The organism is Bacteroides mediterraneensis (assembly GCF_900128455.1).
Classification (GTDB): Bacteria; Bacteroidota; Bacteroidia; order Bacteroidales; family Bacteroidaceae; genus Phocaeicola; species Phocaeicola mediterraneensis.
The window spans coordinates 3,381,709-3,404,375 of sequence record NZ_LT635783.1 but is presented as its reverse complement, the minus strand read 5'-3'; the positions used below and the strand labels follow the sequence as shown (position 1 = coordinate 3,404,375).

General features: G+C 48.0%; 21 protein-coding genes and 2 tRNA genes. 14 read left to right on the top strand and 9 right to left on the bottom strand.

Annotated elements, in window-relative coordinates; all coding sequences use genetic code 11:
• Positions 1-52: 52 nt before the first annotated feature.
• From BQ7480_RS14595 to BQ7480_RS14570, 6 genes are all read left to right on the top strand, one after another.
• Positions 53-1,138, top strand: a complete 1,086-nt coding sequence (locus BQ7480_RS14595) for a DUF1573 domain-containing protein (protein WP_072543443.1) — start codon at positions 53-55, stop codon at positions 1,136-1,138.
• 7 nt (positions 1,139-1,145) lie between these two features.
• Positions 1,146-2,246 carry a methylmalonyl Co-A mutase-associated GTPase MeaB gene (gene meaB, locus BQ7480_RS14590; protein ID WP_072543442.1) on the top strand — a complete coding sequence of 367 codons (1,101 nt, stop codon included), beginning with the start codon at positions 1,146-1,148 and terminating at the stop codon, positions 2,244-2,246.
• Between the two features lie 130 nt (positions 2,247-2,376).
• Positions 2,377-3,774 (top strand): polyamine ABC transporter ATP-binding protein, encoded by a 1,398-nt coding sequence (locus tag BQ7480_RS14585; protein ID WP_072543441.1) that lies wholly within the window; start codon positions 2,377-2,379, stop codon positions 3,772-3,774.
• A complete protein-coding gene (locus BQ7480_RS14580) occupies positions 3,771-4,568 on the top strand; it encodes an ABC transporter permease (protein WP_072543440.1) in 798 nt (265 codons plus the stop codon). The genes BQ7480_RS14585 and BQ7480_RS14580 overlap by 4 nt, the downstream gene beginning before the upstream one ends.
• Positions 4,562-5,353 (top strand): ABC transporter permease, encoded by a 792-nt coding sequence (locus BQ7480_RS14575; protein ID WP_072543439.1) that lies wholly within the window; start codon positions 4,562-4,564, stop codon positions 5,351-5,353. The genes BQ7480_RS14580 and BQ7480_RS14575 overlap by 7 nt, the downstream gene beginning before the upstream one ends.
• A complete protein-coding gene (locus BQ7480_RS14570) occupies positions 5,350-6,693 on the top strand; it encodes an ABC transporter substrate-binding protein (RefSeq protein WP_394332633.1) in 1,344 nt (447 codons plus the stop codon). The genes BQ7480_RS14575 and BQ7480_RS14570 overlap by 4 nt, the downstream gene beginning before the upstream one ends.
• Before the next feature lie 85 nt (positions 6,694-6,778).
• Here BQ7480_RS14570 and pfkA read toward each other — a convergent pair whose 3' ends face one another.
• The 3 genes from pfkA to cmk all read right to left on the bottom strand — a co-directional run bounded on the left by pfkA (position 6,779) and on the right by cmk (position 9,386).
• Positions 6,779-7,759 carry a 6-phosphofructokinase gene (pfkA, locus tag BQ7480_RS14565; protein ID WP_072543438.1) on the bottom strand — a complete coding sequence of 327 codons (981 nt, stop codon included), beginning with the start codon at positions 7,757-7,759 and terminating at the stop codon, positions 6,779-6,781.
• Between the two features lie 78 nt (positions 7,760-7,837).
• Positions 7,838-8,701, bottom strand: a complete 864-nt coding sequence (locus tag BQ7480_RS14560; protein ID WP_072543437.1) for a 4-hydroxy-3-methylbut-2-enyl diphosphate reductase — start codon at positions 8,699-8,701, stop codon at positions 7,838-7,840.
• On the bottom strand, positions 8,688-9,386 hold the full coding sequence (gene cmk, locus BQ7480_RS14555; protein WP_072543436.1) for a (d)CMP kinase: 699 nt from the start codon (positions 9,384-9,386) through the stop codon (positions 8,688-8,690). Before cmk ends, BQ7480_RS14560 begins: the two co-directional genes overlap by 14 nt.
• Positions 9,387-9,794: 408 nt before the next feature.
• On the opposite strand from cmk, the gene BQ7480_RS14550 reads away from it, so the two are divergent.
• From BQ7480_RS14550 to BQ7480_RS14515, 8 genes are all read left to right on the top strand, one after another.
• Positions 9,795-10,481, top strand: a complete 687-nt coding sequence (locus BQ7480_RS14550; RefSeq protein ID WP_072543435.1) for an energy transducer TonB — start codon at positions 9,795-9,797, stop codon at positions 10,479-10,481.
• A 79-nt stretch (positions 10,482-10,560) separates the two neighbouring features.
• On the top strand, positions 10,561-11,544 hold the full coding sequence (locus BQ7480_RS14545) for a polyprenyl synthetase family protein (protein ID WP_072543434.1): 984 nt from the start codon (positions 10,561-10,563) through the stop codon (positions 11,542-11,544).
• 4 nt (positions 11,545-11,548) lie between these two features.
• Positions 11,549-12,340, top strand: coding sequence for a TatD family hydrolase (locus tag BQ7480_RS14540; protein ID WP_083581897.1), 792 nt, complete (start codon positions 11,549-11,551; stop codon positions 12,338-12,340).
• Positions 12,341-12,476: 136 nt separating this feature from the next.
• Positions 12,477-12,564: transfer RNA gene (locus tag BQ7480_RS14535), tRNA-Ser, on the top strand.
• Positions 12,565-12,626: 62 nt separating this feature from the next.
• Entirely contained in the window at positions 12,627-13,427 is an 801-nt protein-coding gene (locus BQ7480_RS14530) for a MotA/TolQ/ExbB proton channel family protein (RefSeq protein ID WP_072543433.1), read from the top strand.
• Between the two features lie 8 nt (positions 13,428-13,435).
• Complete coding sequence (locus tag BQ7480_RS14525) at positions 13,436-13,900, top strand: hypothetical protein (protein WP_072543432.1); 465 nt, start codon at positions 13,436-13,438, stop codon at positions 13,898-13,900.
• 42 nt (positions 13,901-13,942) lie between these two features.
• Entirely contained in the window at positions 13,943-14,530 is a 588-nt protein-coding gene (locus BQ7480_RS14520) for an ExbD/TolR family protein (RefSeq protein ID WP_072543431.1), read from the top strand.
• Between the two features lie 2 nt (positions 14,531-14,532).
• Positions 14,533-14,997 carry an ExbD/TolR family protein gene (locus tag BQ7480_RS14515; protein WP_072543430.1) on the top strand — a complete coding sequence of 155 codons (465 nt, stop codon included), beginning with the start codon at positions 14,533-14,535 and terminating at the stop codon, positions 14,995-14,997.
• Positions 14,998-15,288: 291 nt separating this feature from the next.
• Here BQ7480_RS14515 and BQ7480_RS14510 read toward each other — a convergent pair whose 3' ends face one another.
• The 6 genes from BQ7480_RS14510 to BQ7480_RS14485 all read right to left on the bottom strand — a co-directional run bounded on the left by BQ7480_RS14510 (position 15,289) and on the right by BQ7480_RS14485 (position 22,654).
• Positions 15,289-16,653 (bottom strand): MATE family efflux transporter, encoded by a 1,365-nt coding sequence (locus tag BQ7480_RS14510; RefSeq protein WP_072543429.1) that lies wholly within the window; start codon positions 16,651-16,653, stop codon positions 15,289-15,291.
• A gap of 68 nt (positions 16,654-16,721) precedes the next feature.
• Positions 16,722-16,803: transfer RNA gene (locus tag BQ7480_RS14505), tRNA-Leu, on the bottom strand.
• 71 nt (positions 16,804-16,874) lie between these two features.
• A complete protein-coding gene (locus tag BQ7480_RS14500; RefSeq protein WP_072543428.1) occupies positions 16,875-17,900 on the bottom strand; it encodes a S41 family peptidase in 1,026 nt (341 codons plus the stop codon).
• 1 nt (position 17,901) lies between these two features.
• Entirely contained in the window at positions 17,902-18,747 is an 846-nt protein-coding gene (locus BQ7480_RS14495) for a DUF3316 domain-containing protein (RefSeq protein ID WP_072543427.1), read from the bottom strand.
• Between the two features lie 4 nt (positions 18,748-18,751).
• Positions 18,752-21,400, bottom strand: coding sequence for a DNA gyrase/topoisomerase IV subunit A (locus BQ7480_RS14490; protein ID WP_072543426.1), 2,649 nt, complete (start codon positions 21,398-21,400; stop codon positions 18,752-18,754).
• A 195-nt stretch (positions 21,401-21,595) separates the two neighbouring features.
• Positions 21,596-22,654, bottom strand: a complete 1,059-nt coding sequence (locus BQ7480_RS14485; protein WP_072544067.1) for an ABC transporter permease — start codon at positions 22,652-22,654, stop codon at positions 21,596-21,598.
• Positions 22,655-22,667: the final 13 nt, after the last annotated feature.

The window sequence follows — 22,667 nt, the reverse complement described above, 5'->3', positions numbered from 1 at the left end:
GTTTCCGTTTTCTCTTTATCTTTGTTTCCGTAATTTAGAAAGAATAAAATCAATGAAACGTATATATACTTTTTTCCTGTTGTGTATGGCTGCCTGTTTTTCTTTGTTTGCACAGCCCAAAATCACTTTTGACATGCAGACAAAGGATTTGGGATATGTCTTATGGAGAAATCCGGCCACTGTTATTTATTCGTTTACCAATACGGGCGACAAACCACTGGTCATTTCCAATGTGACGACCTCTTGCGGTTGCGCCAAAGCGAAATGGACAGAAGAGCCTGTTCCGGCAGGAGGAAAGGGAGAAATTACGGTGGTGTTTGATGCGGAAGCCATCGGGCATTTCTACAAAGATGTGGGTGTCTACTGCAATGCTTCGCCTATGCCGATTTATCTGGATTTCAACGGAGAGGTGACAGCCGATGCCAAGAACTTCTCCTTTACGCATCCCTATGCCGTGGGAGCTATTCGCTTGAACCTGGATGAATTGGATTTTAAATCGGTGAACAAAGGTGACCATCCGGTGATTGAGTTGCTGGTTGCCAATACTTCCAATAAGGCTTACTCTCCTGTGCTGATGCATCTTCCTCCTTATCTGGAAGCTACGGCTGAGCCGGAGAAGCTGGGACGTGGAAAGACGGGAAAAATACGGGTGACACTGGACTCCGAGAAACTCCCGAAACTGGGTATTACACGTGCTTCCGTGTATCTGTCCCGTTTCCCGGGTGACAAGGTGGGAAGTGAAAATGAAATTCCGGTATCCGTAGCACTGTTGCCCGATTTCTCCAAATTGACAGAACAGCAGAAGAATAATCCGCCTCAGATTACCTTGTCGGCCAAGGAACTGGAATTTGTAGACTTGAAACCCAAACAGAAAAAGTCGCAGACCATTGTCATTTCGAATACAGGAAAATCTGATTTGAATATTCAGGATATGCAGGTGTTCAGTATGGCTTTGGCCGTGAAACTGAACAAGAGGGTGCTGAAACCGGGAGAATCTACCAAAATGAAGATTACCGTGTTGGCACAGAATCTTCCCCGTGTGAAAGGTTCTCCACGTGTCTTGATGATTACCAATGACCCTAACCAACCGATGATTACCATCCGTGTGAAAGCCCGGCTGAAATCGTCCGATAAATAAATGAAGTATGGAACACCCCGAGAACAACGAAGCTTATAAGGGGTTAACTGTCAATCAAGGAGTGGAACAGCCCTCCATTGTTAATCCTTATCTGAAACTGAGAAAGAAACCCAAACGTCGTCAGTACACGGCTGTAGAGTATGTGGAAGGCATCGTGAAAGGCGATGTGACTATGCTGAGCCAGGCAGTGACGCTGGTGGAGAGTGTGAAACCGGAACACCAGGTGCTGGCACAGGAGGTGATTGAAAAATGCCTGCCATATTCCGGCAATTCCATCCGCATCGGCATCAGTGGAGTGCCGGGAGCCGGAAAAAGTACGTCAATCGATGTGTTCGGCTTGCATGTACTGGAAGAAAAGGGTGGAAAGCTGGCCGTGTTGGCCATCGACCCCAGCAGTGAGCGTTCCAAAGGAAGTATTCTGGGCGATAAGACCCGTATGGAAAAACTGTCTGTACACCCCAAATCCTTTATCCGTCCGAGTCCTTCAGCCGGTTCGCTGGGAGGAGTAGCCCGCAAAACCCGTGAGACCATCATTTTGTGCGAGGCCGCCGGTTTCGACAAAATCTTTGTGGAAACGGTCGGAGTCGGGCAGAGTGAGACGGCTGTCCATTCCATGGTCGATTTTTTCCTGCTGATTCAGCTGGCCGGTACAGGTGATGAACTGCAAGGCATCAAACGAGGAATTATGGAAATGGCCGACGGCATTGTCATTAACAAGGCCGACGGTAACAATATTGAGAAAGCCAAGCTGGCAGCTACCCATTTTCGGAATGCCTTGCATCTTTTCCCAGCTCCCGAATCGGGCTGGACGCCTCAGGTGCTGACTTATTCCGGTTTTTACAATATCGGTATCAAGGAAATCTGGGATATGATTTATGCCTACATTGATTTTGTCCGCAAAAACGGTTATTTTGAACGTCGCAGGAATGAACAAGCCAAATACTGGATGTATGAAACCATCAACGAGCATCTGCGCGACAGTTTTTATCAGAATCCGCAGATTGCCTCTTTATTGCCTTTGCAGGAAGAAGAAGTGTTGGATGGAAAAGCCACTTCTTTCTCTGCGGCTAGGAAACTGCTCGATATGTATTTTTCAGGTTTGAAATGAAAATGTTGCATAAATATGTAGTTTCTTTTACATTCTTTGTGGACTGGATAAAAATAAAGAAGAAAAGCCGGCGATATCATCCTGCAAAATGAATTAATATGTAACTTTGCGGACTAATTTTTAAGAAATCATGCAAAGTGAAACCAAACCGATTATAGAGGTAAAGGGCGTATCGAAGTTTTTTGGTGAAAAAACGGCCTTGGATAATATCAATCTGTCCATAAAAAAAGGAGAGTTTGTAACCATACTGGGACCTTCAGGCTGCGGTAAGACTACCTTGCTGCGCCTGATTGCCGGTTTCCAGACGGCTTCCGAAGGAGTGATTTGCATTGCAGGTAAAGAGATTACCCAGACTCCGCCCCACAAGCGTCCGGTGAACACGGTGTTCCAGAAGTACGCATTGTTTCCCCATCTGAATGTGTATGACAACATTGCTTTCGGACTGAAACTGAAGAAACTTCCGAAAGACGTAGTGCTGAAAAAGGTCAAGGCTGCCTTGAAAATGGTAGGTATGACCGACTATGAGTATCGTGACGTGAATTCCCTTTCCGGTGGACAGCAACAGCGTGTGGCCATTGCGCGGGCCATCGTGAATGAGCCGGAAGTATTGTTGCTCGACGAGCCGCTGGCAGCTCTCGACCTGAAGATGCGCAAGGACATGCAGATGGAGCTGAAGGAGATGCACAAGTCATTGGGCATCACTTTTGTGTATGTCACTCACGACCAGGAAGAAGCCTTGACCCTTAGCGATACCATCGTGGTGATGAGCGAGGGGCGTATTCAGCAGATTGGTACTCCTACTGATATTTATAATGAACCCATCAATTCGTTCGTGGCCGATTTCATTGGCGAAAGCAATATCCTGAACGGGGTGATGGTGAAAGACAGACTGGTGCATTTCTGCGACCGGGATTTCGAGTGTGTGGACGAAGGTTTCGGTGAACAGACACCGGTGGATGTGGTGATCCGTCCGGAAGACCTGTATATCTTTCCTGTGTCGGACATGGCACAGCTTCGCGGCGTGGTACAGTCGTGTATCTTCAAAGGCGTACATTATGAAATGGTGGTGCTGTGTCAGGACTATGAGTTCGTGGTGCAGGATTATCATGCGTTTGAAGCAGGAGCGGAGGTTGGCCTGCTGGTGAAGCCTCACGACATCCATATCATGAAAAAGGAGCGCTTGTGCAACACGTTCGACGGAAGACTGCTGGATGAAACGCATGTGGAGTTTCTGGGCTGTACATTTGAATGTGCTCCGGTCGATTTGCAGCAAGTGCCTCTGGGAGAAGTACAGGTGGAAGTGGATTTCGACAAGATTGACTTGCAGGACGATGCCGAAGATGGTACGCTGACGGGAGAAGTGAAATTCATTCTTTATAAAGGGAACCATTATCACCTGACCGTCTGGTCGGACTGGGATGAGAATGTGTTTGTCGATACCAACGACGTATGGGATGACGGAGACCATGTGGGGATATCCATTGCTCCTGAAGACATCCGGGTACGCGTAAAACGGGAGGAACGATGAACAAGCTGCGTTTGTTTTTTCTGTCGCGGAGAAGCTGGACTTTGCCTTACCTGATTTTTTCAATCATTTTCGTGATTATTCCGCTAGTCCTGATTGTGATTTATGCCTTTACGGATGACACGGGCCGCATTACCTTGGATAACTTCCGGAAGTTTCTGGCGCATCCGGAAGCCGTCAATACCTTTGTGTATTCCATCGGTATTGCTCTGCTCACTACCATCGGGTGTATCGTGTTGGGGTATCCGGCAGCTTGGATTCTGAGCCGGAGCCGTTCCAGCTATTCCCGTACGCTGATTATGCTGTTTATCCTTCCCATGTGGATAAATATTCTGATACGTACGCTGGCTACAGTGGCCTTGTTCGATTTTGCCAGTCTTCCGTTGGGGGAAGGCGCCTTGATTTTCGGAATGATTTACAATTTCATTCCGTTTATGATTTATCCGATTTACAATACGCTCCAGAAGATGGATCCCAGTTACGTGGAAGCGGCCCAAGATTTGGGGGCCAACTCGTTTCAGGTGTTCTGGAAAGTGGTCTTCCCTCTGTCCATGCCGGGGGTGGTGAGCGGCATCATGATGGTGTTCATGCCTACCATCTCGACCTTTGCCATTGCGGAACTGCTCACCATGAACAACATCAAACTGTTTGGTACCACTATTCAGGAGAATATCAACAACAGTTTGTGGAACTATGGTGCCGCGCTTTCATTGATTATGCTCTTCCTGATTGCCGCTACTTCCTTGTTCAGTGCCGACGATAAGAACGAGTCGGAGAAAGGAGGACAGGTATGGTAAAGAAAATATTGATGCAGACCTATCTGTGGGTGTTACTGCTGATGCTGTATGCCCCGATTCTGATTATTGTGATTTATTCGTTTACCGAGGCCAAGGTGCTGGGCAACTGGACGGGTTTCTCGTTCAACCTGTATCGTTCGTTGTGTAATACGGGGGCCCATCATTCCCTGATGAATGCACTGGTCAATACGATTGCTATCGCCTTTATTGCCGCTACGGTTTCCACCCTGCTGGGTAGTGTGGCCGCCATCGGCATTTACAACCTGAAGGCCCGGAGCCGGAAAGCCATGGGGTTTATCAATACCATCCCCATTTTGAACGGAGATATCATTACCGGTATTTCCTTGTTCCTGCTTTTTGTGTCATTGGGTATTACTCAAGGTTTCACGACCGTGGTGTTGGCCCACATCACTTTCTGTACGCCGTATGTGGTGTTGAGCGTATTGCCGCGCCTGAAGCAGATGAATCCGAATCTGTATGAGGCGGCACTTGATTTGGGGGCTACTCCTATGCAGGCCCTGTGGAAGGTGATTATCCCGGAAATCCGTCCCGGAATGATCAGCGGTTTCCTGCTGGCACTGACCATCTCCATCGATGATTTTGCCGTGACGGTGTTTACCATCGGCAACCAGGGACTGGAGACACTTTCTACTTATATTTATGCGGATGCCCGCAAGGGCGGTCTGACACCGGAACTTCGTCCGCTGTCTGCCGTGATTTTTGTGGTGATTCTGGTGCTGCTGATAATTATTAACCGTAGAGCTGACAAAGCAAAGAACAAATGAAACAGAAGATGAAAAGGTGGAGCTGGTGGGCGATGCTCTGTGTATGCTCCCTGCTGACGAGCTGTTACAATGTCGGAGAGTCGCGCGAGAATGTGCTGAAGGTGTACAACTGGGCCGATTACATTGGCGAAGGGGTATTGGAAGATTTCCAGCAATACTATAAGGAACAGACGGGAGAGGATATCCGGATTGTTTATCAGACTTTCGATATCAACGAAATCATGCTGACCAAGATTGAAAAGGGGCATGAGGATTTTGATGTGGTCTGTCCGTCGGAATACATCATTGAGCGCATGCTGCACAAAGGACTGCTGCTGCCCATCGACACTGTTTTTGCCCACTCACCCAATTACATGAAGGGGGTGGCCCCCTACATCCGCCAGCAGATAGACAAACTGACGGTGCCGGGCGACCAGCCGGCCAGCCGGTATGCGGTCTGTTACATGTGGGGTACGGCCGGACTGTTGTACAATAAGAAATATGTGTCTGCTCAGGATTTACGTTCCTGGGGGTGTCTGTGGGACAAACGGTATGCAGGAAAAATTCTGATGAAGGACTCTTACCGTGATGCGTATGGCATGGCACTGCTGTATGCTCATCGGGAAGACTTGAAAGACAGCACCCGCAGTGTGACCAGCCTGATGAACGACTATTCACCGGCTTCTATGGACTCGGTGGAAAAATACTTGAAACTGCTGAAGCCCAATGTGGCAGGTTGGGAAGCCGATTTTGGCAAGGAGATGATGACCAAGGGAAAGGCATGGATGAACATGACTTGGAGCGGCGATGCCCAGTGGGCTATTGAAGAAGCTTCGGCAGTAGGAGTGGATTTGGGATATACCATTCCGGAAGAAGGAAGCAACGTGTGGTACGACGGATGGGTAATTCCCAAGTATGCCCAGAATCCGAAGGCTGCCAGTTATTTCATCAACTTCCTGTGCCGTCCGGATATCGCTTTGCGGAACATGGAAGAAAACGGGTACGTCAGTTCCATTGCCGCTCCGGAAATTATGGAGGCCTGCATTGATTCCACGTTGGACAAGGAAGTGGATGCCAGTTACTTCTTCGGCCCGGAAGCCCGGCACGTGAAATTGCGGAACACCCAGTATCCCGACAAGTCGGTGATAGCCCGTTGCGCCATGATACGCGATTTTGGCGATAAGACTGTAGATGTGCTGGAAATCTGGTCGCGGGTGAAAGGAGACAATCTGAACAGTGGGCTGGTCATCCTGATTCTGCTGGTGTTTGTCGGACTGAGTGCGTGGCAAATTCGTCGCCGCTGGCTGCACTACAAGCGGAGCCATTACAAGCGTTCGCGCCGGAAGCTTCGCCGTAAGTGAGTAACAAATTGAGAGAACCAAAAAGAAACCTCCTTTCCGGGTGCGCCCGGGAAGGAGGTTTCTTTTTATGTGATGAAAGGGAATATCAGATAGACAATTCATGCAATACATTCACCAGTTCACGGTCAATCGGCTTGTCGTTCTTGATGGCCTTGGTAAACGGTACGTACACAATCTGGTCGTTTTCGATACCGATCATGACATTGCGCTGGCCTTCCATCAAAGCCTGGATGCTGGCTACACCCATACGGCTGGCGATGATACGGTCGTGAGCCGTCGGACGTCCACCGCGCTGCAAGTGTCCCAGAATGGTGACACGTACATCATATTGCGGATATTCGTTTTTCACACGTTCTGCATAGTGCATGGCTCCTCCGGTGATTTCACTTTCGGCTACCAGTACGATGGAACTGCTTTTTGATTTGCGGAATCCGTTGTTGATGAATTCTTCCAGCTGGTCTACTTCCGTATTGAATTCCGGAATGATGGCTGCTTCTGCTCCGGCAGCGATGGCACCGTTCAATGCCAGGAAGCCGGCATCACGTCCCATCACTTCCACGAAGAACAAGCGCTCGTGGGAAGTTGCGGTATCACGAATCTTGTCCACTGCATCCAGAATCGTGTTCAGGGCAGTGTCATAACCGATGGTCGTATCTGTACCAAACAGGTCATTGTCGATGGTACCGGGAAGTCCGATACAAGGCACGTCGAATTCCTGTGCCAACAGGCGGGCACCGGTCAAAGAGCCGTCTCCACCAATGATGATGAGGGCGTCGATGCCTTCACGCTGCATGGTTTCGTAAGCGATTTGACGACCTTCCGGGGTGCGGAACTCCTGACAACGTGCGGTTTTCAGGATTGTACCTCCTAATTGTATGATATTACTGACATTTTCAGTCTTAAACTCCTTGATTTCACCTGTAATCAATCCTTTGTAGCCTCTGTAGATACCTTTTACTTTCAGCCCGTTGTAAATGGCAGAACGGGTGACGGCTCTGATTGCGGCATTCATGCCTGGTGCATCTCCTCCGGAGGTTAGAATACCGATACATTTAATAGTTCCCATAATTGTTAGTTGTTAGTTTGATTTTTATAAGGCAAAAGTACAAAATATGTAGCTATTTTGCGGTGGATTTCTTTCTTATTATTCGTTCATTATAACTTTTTTACACGCTTCCATCAGCCATTTAGGCGTAGAAGTGGCTCCGCAGATTCCAATGGAATGTGCATGTGACAAAATGCTCTTGTCAATCTCTTCCGGTTTGTCAATCTGATAGGAGTTGGGGTTGACTTTCTTGCATTCCTGGAAGAGGATCTTTCCATTGGAACTCTTGTGTCCGCAGACAAAGAAAATCAGGTCGTGGCTGGCCGCGAACTCCCGGATGTGGGGCATGCGGTTGGCCACCTGCCGGCAGATGGTGTCGAAATACTGGAAAGAGGCTTCCGGCGAGATATGCTCTTCGATGTAAGATACAATCTGGCGGAATTCATCGAGCGACTTGGTGGTTTGTGAATACAGCCGGATGTCTTTCGTCATGTCGAGCTTGGTGACTTCTTCCAGCTTTTCGATGACGATGGCTTTTCCTTGTGTCTGTCCTACCAGTCCCAGTACCTCGGCATGACCGTTCTTCCCGTAGATGACAATCTGCCGTTCCCGGCCGCTGGGAGTCGTGTCATACTCCTGCTTGATTCTTTTTTGCAGGCGCAGTACTACCGGACAGGTAGCATCGATGATTTCAATCTGGTTTTTGCGGGCCAGTTCGTAGGTCTCAGGCGGTTCGCCGTGGGCACGCAGCAGTACCTTGACGTTCCGCAGGTGGGCAAACTCTTCGTGATTGATGGTAATCAGTCCCAGTTTTTTCAGACGCTCGCACTCCTGTCCGTTGTGCACGATGTCGCCCAGGCAATACAGGGTTTCCCCTTTTGCCAGTTCTTCTTCCGCTTTGGAGATGGCCGTGGTCACTCCGAAGCAGAACCCGGACTCTTTATCTATTTCAATGTGATGCATGAGTGGCCTTTTCAAATTGTTCCTTTAACCATTCTTTCTGTTCGGGAATCGTCATTTCGCTGTTGTCCAGCAGGATGGCGTCGTCGGCCTTGCGCAGAGGACTTACCTTCCGGCTTTGGTCAATGCGGTCGCGTTCTTCCACGTTGTGCAGGATTTCATCGAAGGAGGCTTCCTGACCTTTGGCTTTGAGTTCCTCATAGCGGCGCTGGGCACGAATCTGGGCAGAGGCGGTAACGAATATTTTCAGTTCGGCATTGGGAAATACGGCCGTACCGATGTCGCGTCCGTCCATGACAATTCCTTTTTCCTTTCCCATTTCCTGTTGCTGCCGTACGAGTGCCTCGCGTACGAAACCGAGGGCGGCCACCGGGCTGACATGGGAGGATACTTCCATGGTGCGGATGCGTTCTTCTACGTTTTTCCCGTTGAGGAAAGTCATCGGGCGCTGTGTTTCCGGGTTGAGTTGGAAGGAAATCTGAATCCGGTCCATCTGCTGGCGCAGGTCTTCTTCGCGGATGCTGCCGTCGGCATTGAACAATCCGTTTTCCAGACAATAAAGTGTGACGGCCCGATACATGGCTCCGCTGTCTATATAGATGTAACCGATTTCTTTGGCTAAATCTTTAGCCATGGTACTTTTCCCGCAGGAAGAGAAACCATCGATGGCAATGATAATCTTTTTCATGTGTTGGTTGCAATAAAATTGATTGGAATAGGGGCAAAGATAGTGTAAATCCTTTGTATGTGGATGCTTTTGAGTAAAGTTTTTGGCAATTCTCCTATTTAATAATAAGTAAGAAACGGCATGTGCATAAACGTTAAAACCTTTCTTTGTATAGAGTAGATTCCTTCCTTATATACTCTGTTTCACACTATGGGATTTGTATCCCACAGTGTGAAATATATATCCCACACTGTGGTTTTTGTATCCCACAGTGTGAAACAGAGAAATTTATATCGGATTTTCTGTTTAATGCAGGTTCGAAATAAAAAAATCATTGTTTTACATTATTTTTACTTCGGGAGAGTGAATTTCTGAAGATTTGTGTTACCTTTGCTGCGTATAGAGTATTAACCTTTAATAAACACATTTATGGAAGTCAAGAAATCGCCGAAAGCGGACCTCGAAGGCAAAAAGTCTACGTGGTTGTTGGTAGGTTTCGTACTGATTTTGGCAGCGATGTTTGTGGCGTTCGAATGGACAGAACGTGACAAGCAGGTCACTACCGATACCGGTATCACCGAACCAACTTTTGAGGAAGAAATGATTCCTATTACTGAACAGGAAGAACAGAAGCAGGCTCCACCTCCTCCTGAAGCACCGAAAGTAGAAGAAGTATTGCAGATTGCAGAAAATGATGCAAATGTAGAAGAATCTACTATCCAGTCAAGTGAGGAAAACAATCAGGCTGTGGAAATCAAGTATGTGCCGGTTGAAGTAGAAGAAGAAGAACCGGAAGAACAGCAGATTTTCCAGGTCGTAGAAGAGATGCCGGAATTCCCGGGGGGTATGGCTGAATGTTTGAAGTTCATCAGCAAGAACATCAAGTATCCGACTATCGCACAGGAAAACGGTGTACAGGGACGTGTAATCATCCAGTTCGTCGTTAACCAGGATGGTTCTATCGTAGACCCGGTGGTTATGCGTAGTGTAGACCCGTACTTGGATAAGGAAGCGCTCCGCGTAATCAAGATGATGCCGAAATGGAAACCAGGTAAGCAGCGTGGTAAAGCTGTACGTGTGAAGTACACCGTGCCTGTAACCTTTAAGTTGCAGTAATCTATTGATAGTATAAATTGAAGTAAAGGCTGCATTTTTGCAGCCTTTCTTTTTTCCCTTTTTATTAAAACTTATTCCCATGAAACAATATACAAGCGAACAACTGTTGCAGCAAATCCATGAATACATCGGCCAGCTTTCTTACAAGCGGAAACCGATGGGGTTGTACGAACCGATAGAGTATGTGTTGGGACTGGGCGGAAAACGTCTGCGCCCGGTATTGATGCTGTTGGCTTATAATCTGTACAAGGATGATGTGGAGCATATTTTTCCGCAGGCCGCTGGTATTGAAACCTATCATAACTTTACGCTGTTGCACGATGATTTGATGGATAAGGCTGATATGCGGCGCAACAAGCCGACCGTACATAAACGGTGGAACGAGAACACGGCCATCCTTTCGGGGGATGCCATGTTGATTTTGTCTTATCAGTTCATGATGCAGCAATGTCCGGCGGAATATGTGGGAAAGGTGATGGAGGTGTTCAGCCGTACCGCACTGGAGGTGTGTGAAGGACAGCAGTGGGACATGGAATTTGAACAGCTGACGGATGTGACGGTTGAGCAATACCTTGAAATGATTCGTCTGAAAACTTCTGTACTGCTGGCAGCAGCCTTGAAAATCGGAGCCATCCTGGGAGGGGCGCCCGAAAAAGATGCGGAACTTCTCTATGATTTCGGAGTGAAGATGGGACTGGCTTTCCAGTTGCAGGACGATTACCTCGACGTGTATGGCGATCCGGCTGTTTTCGGTAAGAAAATCGGAGGCGACATCCTCTGTAATAAAAAGACCTTTATGCTGATTACGGCGTTGGCACAGGCTCAGGAGGATGACAAGGAAGCATTGCTGGGCTGGCTTCATGTGGAAGACTATGCGCCGGAAGAAAAGATTAAGGCTGTGACGTCCATATATAATAAGGTGGGGGTGGCTGATAGTTGCAATGCCCGTATTGATGTGTATTATAAGGAAGGTTTGGCTTTGTTGGAGCAGGTGGATGTGGAACCGGCCCGCAAGGAAGAACTGAAAGCTTTTGTCTGCCGTTTGATGGACCGTAAATTGTAAGATGATGAATGCGCTGATTGATACCCATACCCATTTGTACACCGAAGAGTTTGAGACGGACCGTGAACTGGCTGTGATTCGGGCGATAGAAGCTGGAGTATCCCGTCTGTTCATGCCGAACATTGACGATACCACGGTAGAGGCTATGCTGGCTCTGTGTGATGCACACGACTGTTGCTATCCGATGATTGGCTTTCACCCGACTTCGGTCGATGAAAACTGGAAGGAGCGTTTGCAGACGGTGAAACAGTGGCTGATATCTGATCCGCACCGCTTTTATGGTATCGGCGAAGTGGGAATCGACTTGTATTGGGACAAGACCTTCCGCAAGGAGCAGATGGAAGCCTTTGAGGAACAGGTGAACTGGGCCTTGGAGTACGATTTGCCTTTAATTATCCATTGCCGTGAGGCATATCCGGAACTGCTGGAAATTCTCGAGCCTTACAAGCAGACGACCTTACGGGGAATTTTCCACAGTTTCACCGGCTCATCGGAAGAAGCTGCCCATTTGTTGGAGTATGACTCGTTCATGCTCGGCATTAATGGGGTGGTGACTTTCAAGAAAAGTAGCCTTCCGGAAGTGTTGAAAAATGTGCCTTTAAACCGGGTCGTGCTCGAAACCGATTCGCCTTATCTGGCTCCGGTGCCTTATCGGGGAAAACGGAATGAGAGCGCCTATCTGGTAAAGGTGGCCGAACGTCTTTCCGAAATTTATGGCATACCTTTGTCGGAAATTGCGGCCCAAACCTCGGAAAATGCTTTAAAAGTCTTCACAAATGCGGAGAAAAGTTTTTAAAGTTTATTAATTTCGAGTCTAAACGAAAACTTTTGCAGTTTGGATGTTATGTAAGACGAAAAAAAAGAATACATTTGTGACTGAAATCAATCAAAGGGGTTTGGGTGTTTAAAACTTGTTCCCGATATTGGAAAAAGGAGAGGTGCTCGAGTGGTTGAAGAGGCACGCCTGGAAAGCGTGTATACGCCAAAAGCGTATCACGGGTTCGAATCCCGTTCTCTCCGCAATATAAGAGAAAAACAATTAACAAACTATTAATTAATTAATCTTAAAAATTAGACACACAATGAAAAAGTTATTTGCAATTCTTGCAGTGATGGGAGTCCTCTCATTTGGAATGACTCAGACAGCTATGGCTCAGGATTCTACAGCTACAGCAGCTCCGGCTCAGACAGAAGAAGTAGCAGCAGCTGACGATGCAGCAGCTCCGGCTGTAGTAGAAGAAGGTGGTTTGCACAAAGAATTAAAGACTAAGTTTATCGAAGGTGATGCAGGCTTCATGTCTTTGGTTGCTATCGCATTGGTACTTGGTTTGGCTTTCTGTATTGAACGTATCATTTACTTGAGCTTGGCTGAAGTAGACGTAAAGAAATTGATGGCTAAAGTTGAAGCCGCTTTGGAAAAAGGTGATGTAGAAGGTGCTAAGACTATCTGCCGTAACACTCGTGGTCCTGTTGCTTCTATCTGCTATCAGGGTTTGATGAGAATCGACGAAGGCTTGGACGTAGTTGAACGTTCAGTTGTTTCTTACGGTGGTGTTCAGGCTGGTTACCTTGAAAAAGGATGCTCTTGGATTACATTGTTCATCGCGATGGCTCCGTCTCTGGGATTCTTGGGTACTGTAATCGGTATGGTTATGGCGTTCGACCAAATCCAGCAGGCTGGTGATATTTCTCCGACAGTTGTTGCAGGTGGTATGAAAGTGGCCTTGATTACTACTATCTTCGGTTTGATCGTTGCTTTGATTCTGCAGGTATTCTACAACTACATCCTGTCTAAGATTGAAGCTATTACAAGCCAGATGGAAGATTCTTCTATCACATTGCTTGATATGATCATGAAGTACAACTTGAAATACAAAAAATAATAAGAACAATGGCTAAATTATCATATAAAGTATCATACTACGTATTCTATGTATGCATCGCACTGATTTTGGTAGTGCTGGGCATGTTCTACGGAGTAGGATACAGCGAAACAAATGCAGCTGGTTTGGTTGAACCGGCTAATACTCCGGCCCTGATGTACCTGATGTATGGTATGTTTGCAATTACTGTCATCGCGACTCTTGTAGGAGCTATTGCACAGTTTGGCGGAGCATTGAAAGATAATCCGAAAGGAGCTATCAAATCATTGATTGGATTGATTCTGTTGGTTGTATTGCTGATTGTTACTTATAACCTCGGTTCTTCAGAAACAGTTGTTATGGGTGGCGGTACAGAATATACCAATGTCACTATGCTGAAGGTAACAGACATGCTGTTGTACTCTACATACGTATTGTTCGGCTTGGCTGCCCTTGGTACTTTGATCAACTTGTCTGGAATTTTGAAGAAATAATATCATCATTGAAGTTTAATTAAAATATAAGGAGTAAGTCAAATGGCAAAAAAGAAAAGAGCAGTGCCTGGAATCAACTCAAGTTCTACGGCCGATATTGCCTTCATGTTGCTTATTTTCTTCCTTATTACAACATCAATGGATACTGACCGTGGTTTGGCGAGACGTTTGCCGCCTCCACCTGAAAACAAGGATCAGAAAGATGATATTATTGTAAAGGAAAGAAACGTTCTTCAGGTTCGTTTGAACAAGGACGACCAGCTGATGGTCGGTGGAGAATGGTCTGATATCAGACAGTTGAGACAAAAGGCAAAAGAATTCATTGCCAACCCGAATAACGATGAGAACTTGCCTGAAAAGCATGCAAAACATCTTCCGTTCTTCGGTGACGTAATGGTTACAGAAAAGCATGTAATCTCTGTGCAGAATGACGTGGGTACTAGCTACAATGCGTATATTCAGGTTCAGAACGAATTGGTAGCGGCTTATAATGAGCTGCGTAACGAACTGGCTCAGTCTCAGTTTGGTAAATCATTCGCTGAATGTTCTGAAGACGAGCAGAAAGCTATTACAGACTATTATCCGCAGAAGATTTCTGAAGCAGAACCTAAAAAATATGGAGGAAAATAATCATGGGAAAATTTAATAAGACAGGTAAGCGTGGCATGCCGGAGTTGAATACCTCTTCTCTGCCGGACCTTATCTTTACCATGTTGTTCTTCTTCATGATTGTAACAACCATGCGTGAAGTTACATTGAAGGTTCAGTTTAAGGTACCGCAAGCTACAGAATTGGAAAAGCTTGAAAAGAAGTCTTTGGTGTCTTTCATCTACATCGGTAAGCCGATGCCGGAGTTCCAGAAAAAGATGGGTACTACCGACCGTATCCAGTTGAACGATAAGTTCGCTGAATCTTCAGAAGTACAGGACTACATCTATCAGGAACGTGAAAACATGAAAGAGGAAGATAAACCGTTTATGACTGTTTCCCTGAAGGTAGATGCAAATACCAAGATGGGTATCGTAACAGAAGTAAAACAGGCTCTTCGTCAGGCATACGCTTTGAAGATTAACTATTCAGCTACTCAGCGTCAGTAATAGTTTCTCATACTTACAAGAAAAGGCTGTCTCTTTAGAGACGGCCTTTTTTTATGTCTTTAGGGGACTTGGAGTTGATGGGTTCCATTGTATGCAGGTTATTTGGTTTTTCTGTGGAGAGGGCTTGCTGATGTGTGGCATACGAGCAATCTTCTGTGGATTTTCTTCTCTGGACATGTAGGAACAGAAGGGCTTCTCTGAGGGAGTATGAGAATGGGTGGGATTGGGTATGGTAGACAGGTCTTGCCTTTCTGTCTTTGATGGAAAAGTGTCGGATGGAGAGTGTGTCTTTTATTGTGAAACAGTGGGAGGGGTAAGTAAGGAACGCTTCTTTTTCCAGTAATATACCTGTCCGTAGATATCCGCCAATGCCCATCCAATAGGAATAGACCACCAAATACCGTGTACACCAATGGAAGGAATGGATGCTAGGAGGTAGGCCAAGGCTACACGGGTTCCCAAGGACAGAATGGTCAGGATGATGGACATTTCCGGCTTGCATACCGCCCGGTAAAAGCCATACCATAGAAACAAGTAACCGATGCCTAAGTAGAAACTGCCTTCTACCCGGAGATATTCTACCCCAATCCGGATAATTTCTTTTTCTTCCGATGAAATGAAAATCTGCATTAGCCAAGGAGCAGTCAGAAAGATAAGCGCTGAGAGAAGCAGGCAGAAAAGCGTAGTCATCCAGAACGCTTTTTTGAATCCTTGTAGGATACGCTCTTTCTTTCCGGCCCCGTAGTTTTGGGCGGTGAAAGTAGAAAAGGCATTGCCAAAATCCTGGACGGGCATGTAGGCAAAGGAGTCAATTTTGACGGCGGCGGTGAACGCAGCCATGACGGAGGTTCCGAAACTGTTGACCAGCCCCTGTACCATTAGAATACCAAAGTTCATGACCGATTGTTGTATGCAAGTCAGCGAGGCATACGAAAATACCTGTCTGACGAGGGGACGGCTTATCTTGAAGTCTTTCCGTGTAAGCCGTGTTTCCGGAATTTTTCTCCAGCAGTACAGCCAAAGTCCGATGGCGGAAACGGCTTGCGAAAGGACCGTAGCTGTGGCCGCTCCTGCGATACCATAGCCGAGTCGAAGGATAAACAGCAGGTCGAGTACGATGTTCAATACGACGGAGATTGCCAGATAAACCAAGGGCGTAAAGGAATTGCCTAATGCCCGCAGAAGGTAGGCATAATAATTATATAGGTAGACGAACCAAATGCCGATAAAGGTAATTTTCAGGTAGTCGTAGGTCATTTCCTCTAACTCTTCCGGGGTTTGCAGCCATTGGATAATCGGACGGATGCAGCTGATGGCGAAAGCGAAAATGAGGAAGGTAGCGATGCCCGTAATGAGTAGAGCGGCTGCTTGGCTACGTTTCAGAAGTTCATAATCTTTAGCTCCGTAGCGCATGGAGAACAAGGCACTGCATCCCATGCACAAACCGATAAAGATGGAGGTGATGAATACCATGAGTGTGTAGGAGGAGCCTACGGCAGCCAGCGCATTGGCTCCCAGTGCCTGGCCGATAATCAGGGTATCCGCAATGTTGTATCCCTGCTGAAGCAGGTTGCCAAGGATGAGCGGATAAGCCAGACAAAGCATGCTTTGGGTGATATTTCCCGAAGTGAGGTCTTTCGTGCAACTGGTCTGCATGGTTTATGTGTATGACAAAATAAAATGGATTTAATAAACACGTGTTTATTAAATCCATTTTTACTATGTGCGCCTGATAGGACTCGAACCTACACGTCTCACGACACCAGATCCTAAGTCTGGCGCGGCTACCAATTACGCCACAGGCGCATACAGAAAACGATTTCTGCATTTGCGGAGGCAAAGGTAGAAATAATTTCCCGATTCTCCAAATCTGCGGGTCAATTCTTTAGTATTTTGATGGCGGTTTCAATGAGCGTATCTTTTCCTCGTTGCATGTCTTCGCTAGTCATGTCCACTTTCATATCCGGTTCGATGCCGAACTCCAGCTGGTTCATGTCCGGATCGAACATGGGGCTAGCCGAGAAACGGATGGACCATCCGTTGGGGATTTCGGAGCTGAACGGCAGTCCGGAACCGCCTCCGGTCGTATCTCCCAAGGTGGTTACGTTAGGAAACTGCCGCATGGTATTGACAAAGTCATTGGTGGCACTGTAGGAACGTCGGTTGGTCAGCACCACAGCCTTTTTCTGCCAGCGGATACTGTTAGACGGTTCTTGATACACCGGTTCCGGGTCGGAAAAGTCATTGTGGCCGGGGCCCGTTTTGTGGCAGATGTAGCCCACCAGCACCTTTTCGTTGGTGAACCGGGCGGCCAGTTTTTGGGCGGTAGTCAGGCTTCCTCCTCCGTTGTTGCGCACGTCAATAATTACTCCGTCGCAGATTTCCAGTTTCTTCAGCATCTGATCCAGATTTCCATCGCCAATGCCGTCTGAGAAACTCTCGCAGTACACATAGCCGATGTTGTTGTCCAGAATTTGGTAGGTGAGTCCGGAAGTGATGATATAGTCTTTTTTGAGATAATTGCTTTGGATGCTGTCGCTGAAATTGCGCGGGTAGGCATCAAACCATTCCCGGTATTGCGAGCTGCCTAAGGAACTGCTCAGATTCACATGACCGTCCCTGAGTTCGTTGACCATGTCTGAAAGAACTTCAAAAAGTGCTTCCCAGCTCATCGACGGAGAAATCCGTTTCGCATATCGGGTGTGTACTTCGTCCCAGTCCAGACCATACACTTCCTTTTTGTAATCCAGGAAACAATATTGCTCGTCGATGATTTTCCAGAGCGATTCGAAATTGGCTTCCGGTGTATTGCCCTGTATGTCTTCACGGATACACGAAGAGAATAAGGCGCAGGTCAGCACCAGCAGGAGGCCGTATAAGTGGAAATGATATATTTTCTTCATATCAGTAGGGAGTAACGTTTGAAGGCATGGTGATTCGGTTCTTGCCTTTCAGCAGGTAGAAATTCTTCACGAAGCCAATCATGAAATCATGTGAGTAAGTATGGTATTTCAGGTGGTTGACCTTGGCCTGCTGGAGGTCGCAGACATAGGCTACACGCATCGTGACCTTCCGGATAGGGAAGTCGAGGGTTATCATCTGACGGAGGGAAGGACTGTTGTGGAGGGAGGTAAACAGGACATTCTTTCCTTTGTGTCCCAAGGAGAACATTTCATAGTATGACTGTCCGAATTCGGGAGAGAACATGGCACCCAGCAACGGAAGGTTGGCCTGGTAACGTGCCACCAGTGGATAATGGCCGATACGGAACTTGTAGATGGCCATACCGGAGATGCCCAGACTACCGTACGCCTTGGCTTGTGCCGGGTTGTTGGAATTACGCGTATTGTACACGAATCCCCCGTTCAGATCAATTGTCGGGCCGGCCAGCAACTTCAGTCGTTCACTGAGACGGAACTGATAATGGAGAGTATAACTCCAGTTCAGCAGTCCGGCATACATGTAGCCTGTCTTGCTGGGATTGTGCGTGTACGACACATGGGCCTGCAACAGATTCTGTGCCGATACGTTTCCGTTCATCAGCCGGGTCATGCGCATATTCTCACGCAGGATACGTACCTCCGGCCCTTTGTATTCCAGTGGAGAAAGATACGTGTCGAGTACGTTGCTCACGCCTGCTCCGTAGAGTACGGAACGCATCACGTAGCGGGTCGCACGCAGACTGTCTTCCTGTGCATGGAGCATGAGGACAGACAGGCAGGCATAGAGTAGAAAGATAATTCGTTTCATGCGATTAAAAGAGTTTCATTTGTCCGTCGTCTTCCTGGATGTCCTCTTCTTCTGTTCCGTCTTCCTCATCCTTTTCCGGTTCTTCCGGTTCCGGCTCCGGCATGCGGGTCGGTTCCAGTTCGGTAATCCGGTCGACGGTATAAGTGGTCAGGCGCTTGCCTTTGGCCTTGAAGCTCTTGACGCCCACAAAGTCGCTGGCTTCCAGCACGAGTGCTTCCCGGAAGCTGTCGTGTCTGCCGAAATCGACTTGTATGCGCGGGTACACCTGACAAGTTAGCAGGATGAGCTGTGTATGTTTGTTGTCGCCCAGGAAATTCTGTTTCTTGTTGGTCGCTTCGAAGGTGAACCGTTTCAGGTACGGATAATTCTGTTGGTCGGCATCATAGAGTACGGCTGTCCATACCTTGTCGGGATTGAACTTTTCAATGCAAAGGATATCTGGATCGTAATGGTTGCTCAGGTCGAAGTTCGTGGTGTAGAATTCTCCGTTTTTCTGAACCACCAGGATGCTTTCATCGCTTTGGAATTCGCCCAGGTATTGTCCTCTGCCGTCGTAGTTGAGCCGTAGCACGTCGTGGTCGAACCACACCTTTCTGCCACCGAGGGTGGAACCGCCTTTCTGCTTCAGGCTGATTTTGTGTACCTCGGCCTTGGTGAGCAGGTTACCCATCGATTGCTTGCCCTTGATGTGGATGGTACTGAAATCCTTCTCGAAGGTCGGTTTCTTGATGCGGGGTGTCGGACGCAGGATGACCCGGATGACTTCCGCTTCTCCGTTGGGATTGGCCGTGAAGTAGACAATCTTGGAGCCTGGCGTACCCTGTGTCACATCGTACTCCCGGTCACGGATGATGGAGGTCACATTGAAGCGTTTGATATAATAATACCCATCCTTTCCGTCACGGTAAATGACGTTGTAGATGGTACGTTTGTCGTTCTTTTTGAATACGTTGACATACAGGATGTTCTTGCCGACAAACAGCTTGTCGGACACGCGTACAATCTTGTATTTTCCGTCCTTGTAGAAGATAATCACATCGTCGATATCGGAACAGTTGCACACATACTCGTCTTTTTTCAGTCCCGTACCGATAAAGCCCTCCTCTCGGTTGATGTACAGCTTCTCGTTGGCTTCTGCCACTTTGGTAGCCACGATGGTGTCAAAGTTGCGGATTTCTGTACGGCGTGGGAAATTCTTGCCATATTTCTCTTTCAGGTGCTGGTACCAGTCGATGGTATATTCCGTGATGTGTGCCAAGTGGTTGTCAATCTCTTCCAGCTGGGCTTTCAGACGGGCGATGAACTCGTCCGCCTTGTCCTTGTTGAACTTGAGGATACGCGCCATTTTGATTTCCATCAGTTTGAGGATATCCTCTTTGGTCACTTCGCGCACGAACTGCGGATAAAACGGGGTCAACCGTTCGTCAATGTGTTCGCAGGCCGCATCCATGGATTCTGCCTGTTCGAATTGCTTGTCCTTGTAAATCCGTTCTTCGATGAAGATTTTCTCCAAGGACGCAAAATGCAAGGTTTCCAGCGTTTCGTCCCGCTGTATTTCCAGTTCTTTCCGGAGCAGGGCCAGTGTGTTGTCGACAGATTTCTTCAGCACTTTGCTCACCGAGAGGAAATGCGGTTTCTTGTTGTCAATGACACAGCAGTTGGGAGAGATGTTCACTTCGCAGTCTGTAAAGGCATACAAGGCATCCAGTGTCTTGTCGGACGATACCCCCGGTGTCAGATGTACCAGAATCTCCACCTTTCCAGCCGTGTTGTCGTCTACTTTCCGAACTTTAATCTTTCCCTTTTCGATGGCCTTCAGAATGGAATCAATCAGAGACGATGTGGTCTTCCCGTATGGAATCTCGCTGATGCATAGGGTCTTGTTGTCGAGTTTGGAAATCTTGGCCCGTACGCGTACCACGCCTCCTCTTTCCCCGTCGTTATAGCGGGATACATCGATAGAGCCCCCTGTCTGGAAGTCCGGATAGAGCTGAAAGTCCTCTCCGTGCAGGTAGGCAATGGCCGCATCGCACAATTCGTTGAAGTTATGAGGAAGAATCTTGGAAGAAAGTCCCACGGCGATACCTTCCACCCCTTGAGCCAGTAGCAGCGGGAATTTCACCGGCAGGGTGACCGGTTCCCGGTTTCTTCCGTCGTAGGAAGCCTGCCATTCCGTGGTTTTCGGGTTGAACACTACGTCGAGGGCGAATTTGGATAGCCGGGCTTCGATGTAACGGGGAGCCGCTGCGCTGTCGCCCGTCAGGATGTTACCCCAGTTTCCTTGGCAGTCGATGAGCAGGTCTTTCTGTCCCAGTTGCACAAGGGCGTCTCCGATGGAAGCATCTCCGTGCGGATGAAACTGCATGGTGTGTCCCACGATGTTGGCCACCTTGTTGTAGCGTCCGTCGTCCAGGCGTTTCATGGAGTGGAGAATGCGTCGCTGCACCGGCTTCAGTCCGTCGTTGATGTGGGGTACGGCACGCTCCAGAATCACGTATGAAGCATAGTCCAGAAACCAGTTCTGGTACATGCCGCTCAGCTGGTGCTTTACCGCCTCGTCGGTGGTCGATACAGGTTTGTAGTCAGAGTGTTCTTCTTTTTCAGGCAGATTTGCCATTTCCTTTTCGTCCTTGTCAAAAGTATCTTCGCTCATATTCAAATGGGTCCTATGTAAAAGAGATTCGGGCAAAGTTACTGAATAATTCTGTAAGGTGGAAATAACTGACTTACAATTCTGGACCTCGCTAGGGGCATTTTTAGGGAAATTCCTTTGCGGGAATACCTTGACACGGACGTGACGAGACCGCTGCACGTTCGTGTCAAGGTAAGAAGCCAAGTACGGGATAGCTTATTGCTGCTTGCGGTAGCTGCGGATGGCCCATACATATAGCAAAACGGCAAAGGTGGAGAGCATGGAAAGCTGGAAGCCGATGTCGCCGATGTGGCTGCCCTTCAGATAGACCATGCGCATGATTTCCATGAAGTAGCGCAGCGGATTGAGGTACGTGATGTATTGTGCCCATTCCGGCATGCTGCTGATAGGAGTGAACAGTCCGCTCATCAGAATGAAAATCAGCATGCAGAACCACATGACGAACATGGCTTGCTGTAGGGTGGAAGAGTAATTGGAAATGACCAGGCCCAGCCCCGACATGACCAGCGCGAAAATCAGCGTGGCCAGATAGATGGTGAGGATGTTTCCTTCGGGTGTCAGGTCGTAGACCAGCCAGGCCAGCAGCATGCACAGGTTCAGTACCACAAAGCCGATGGCCCAGTAGGGTAGCAGTTTGGCGAGGGTAAAGGTGAAACGGCTCACCGGGCTGACATTGATTTGCTCGATGGTGCCAGCTTCTTTTTCGCTTACCACGTTCAGGGCCGGGAGGAAGCCGCAGAGCAGTACCAGTATCATGGTCATCAGAGCGGGTACCATGAACACCTTGTAGTTGAGGTACGGATTGAACTGGTAGCGCACGGAGGCGGGTGAGGGTTGCGGATTGAGAATTTGTTGCAGGTAGGTGCTGCCTAGTACTCCCTTGGTACCGTTGACCGTATTGACGGCAATCAGGGTGGAAGGACTGACGCCGCGGGCCTGGTCTTTCTCAAATCCATGGGGGATTTCCAGCAGCATGTCCACCTGGTCTTTTTCAATAGCATTCAGGCCTTGTGTATAGGAAGCAGGCAGGGCGGTCAGCTGGAAGTAACGGGAGGCCTCGATGCGGTGTACCAGTCGTTGGGACGAGGGACTATGGTCGTGGTCAATGACGGCAATGCGCAAGTCCTCGATTTCCAGTGTGGCGGCCCAAGGCATCACCAGCATCATCACGCAAGGAAACAGCAGGATGAGGCGGGGCAGAAAACGGTTGCGTTTCAGTTGTTTGAATTCTTTTTCTATCAGATAGCGTAACATCATAAGCTTACGG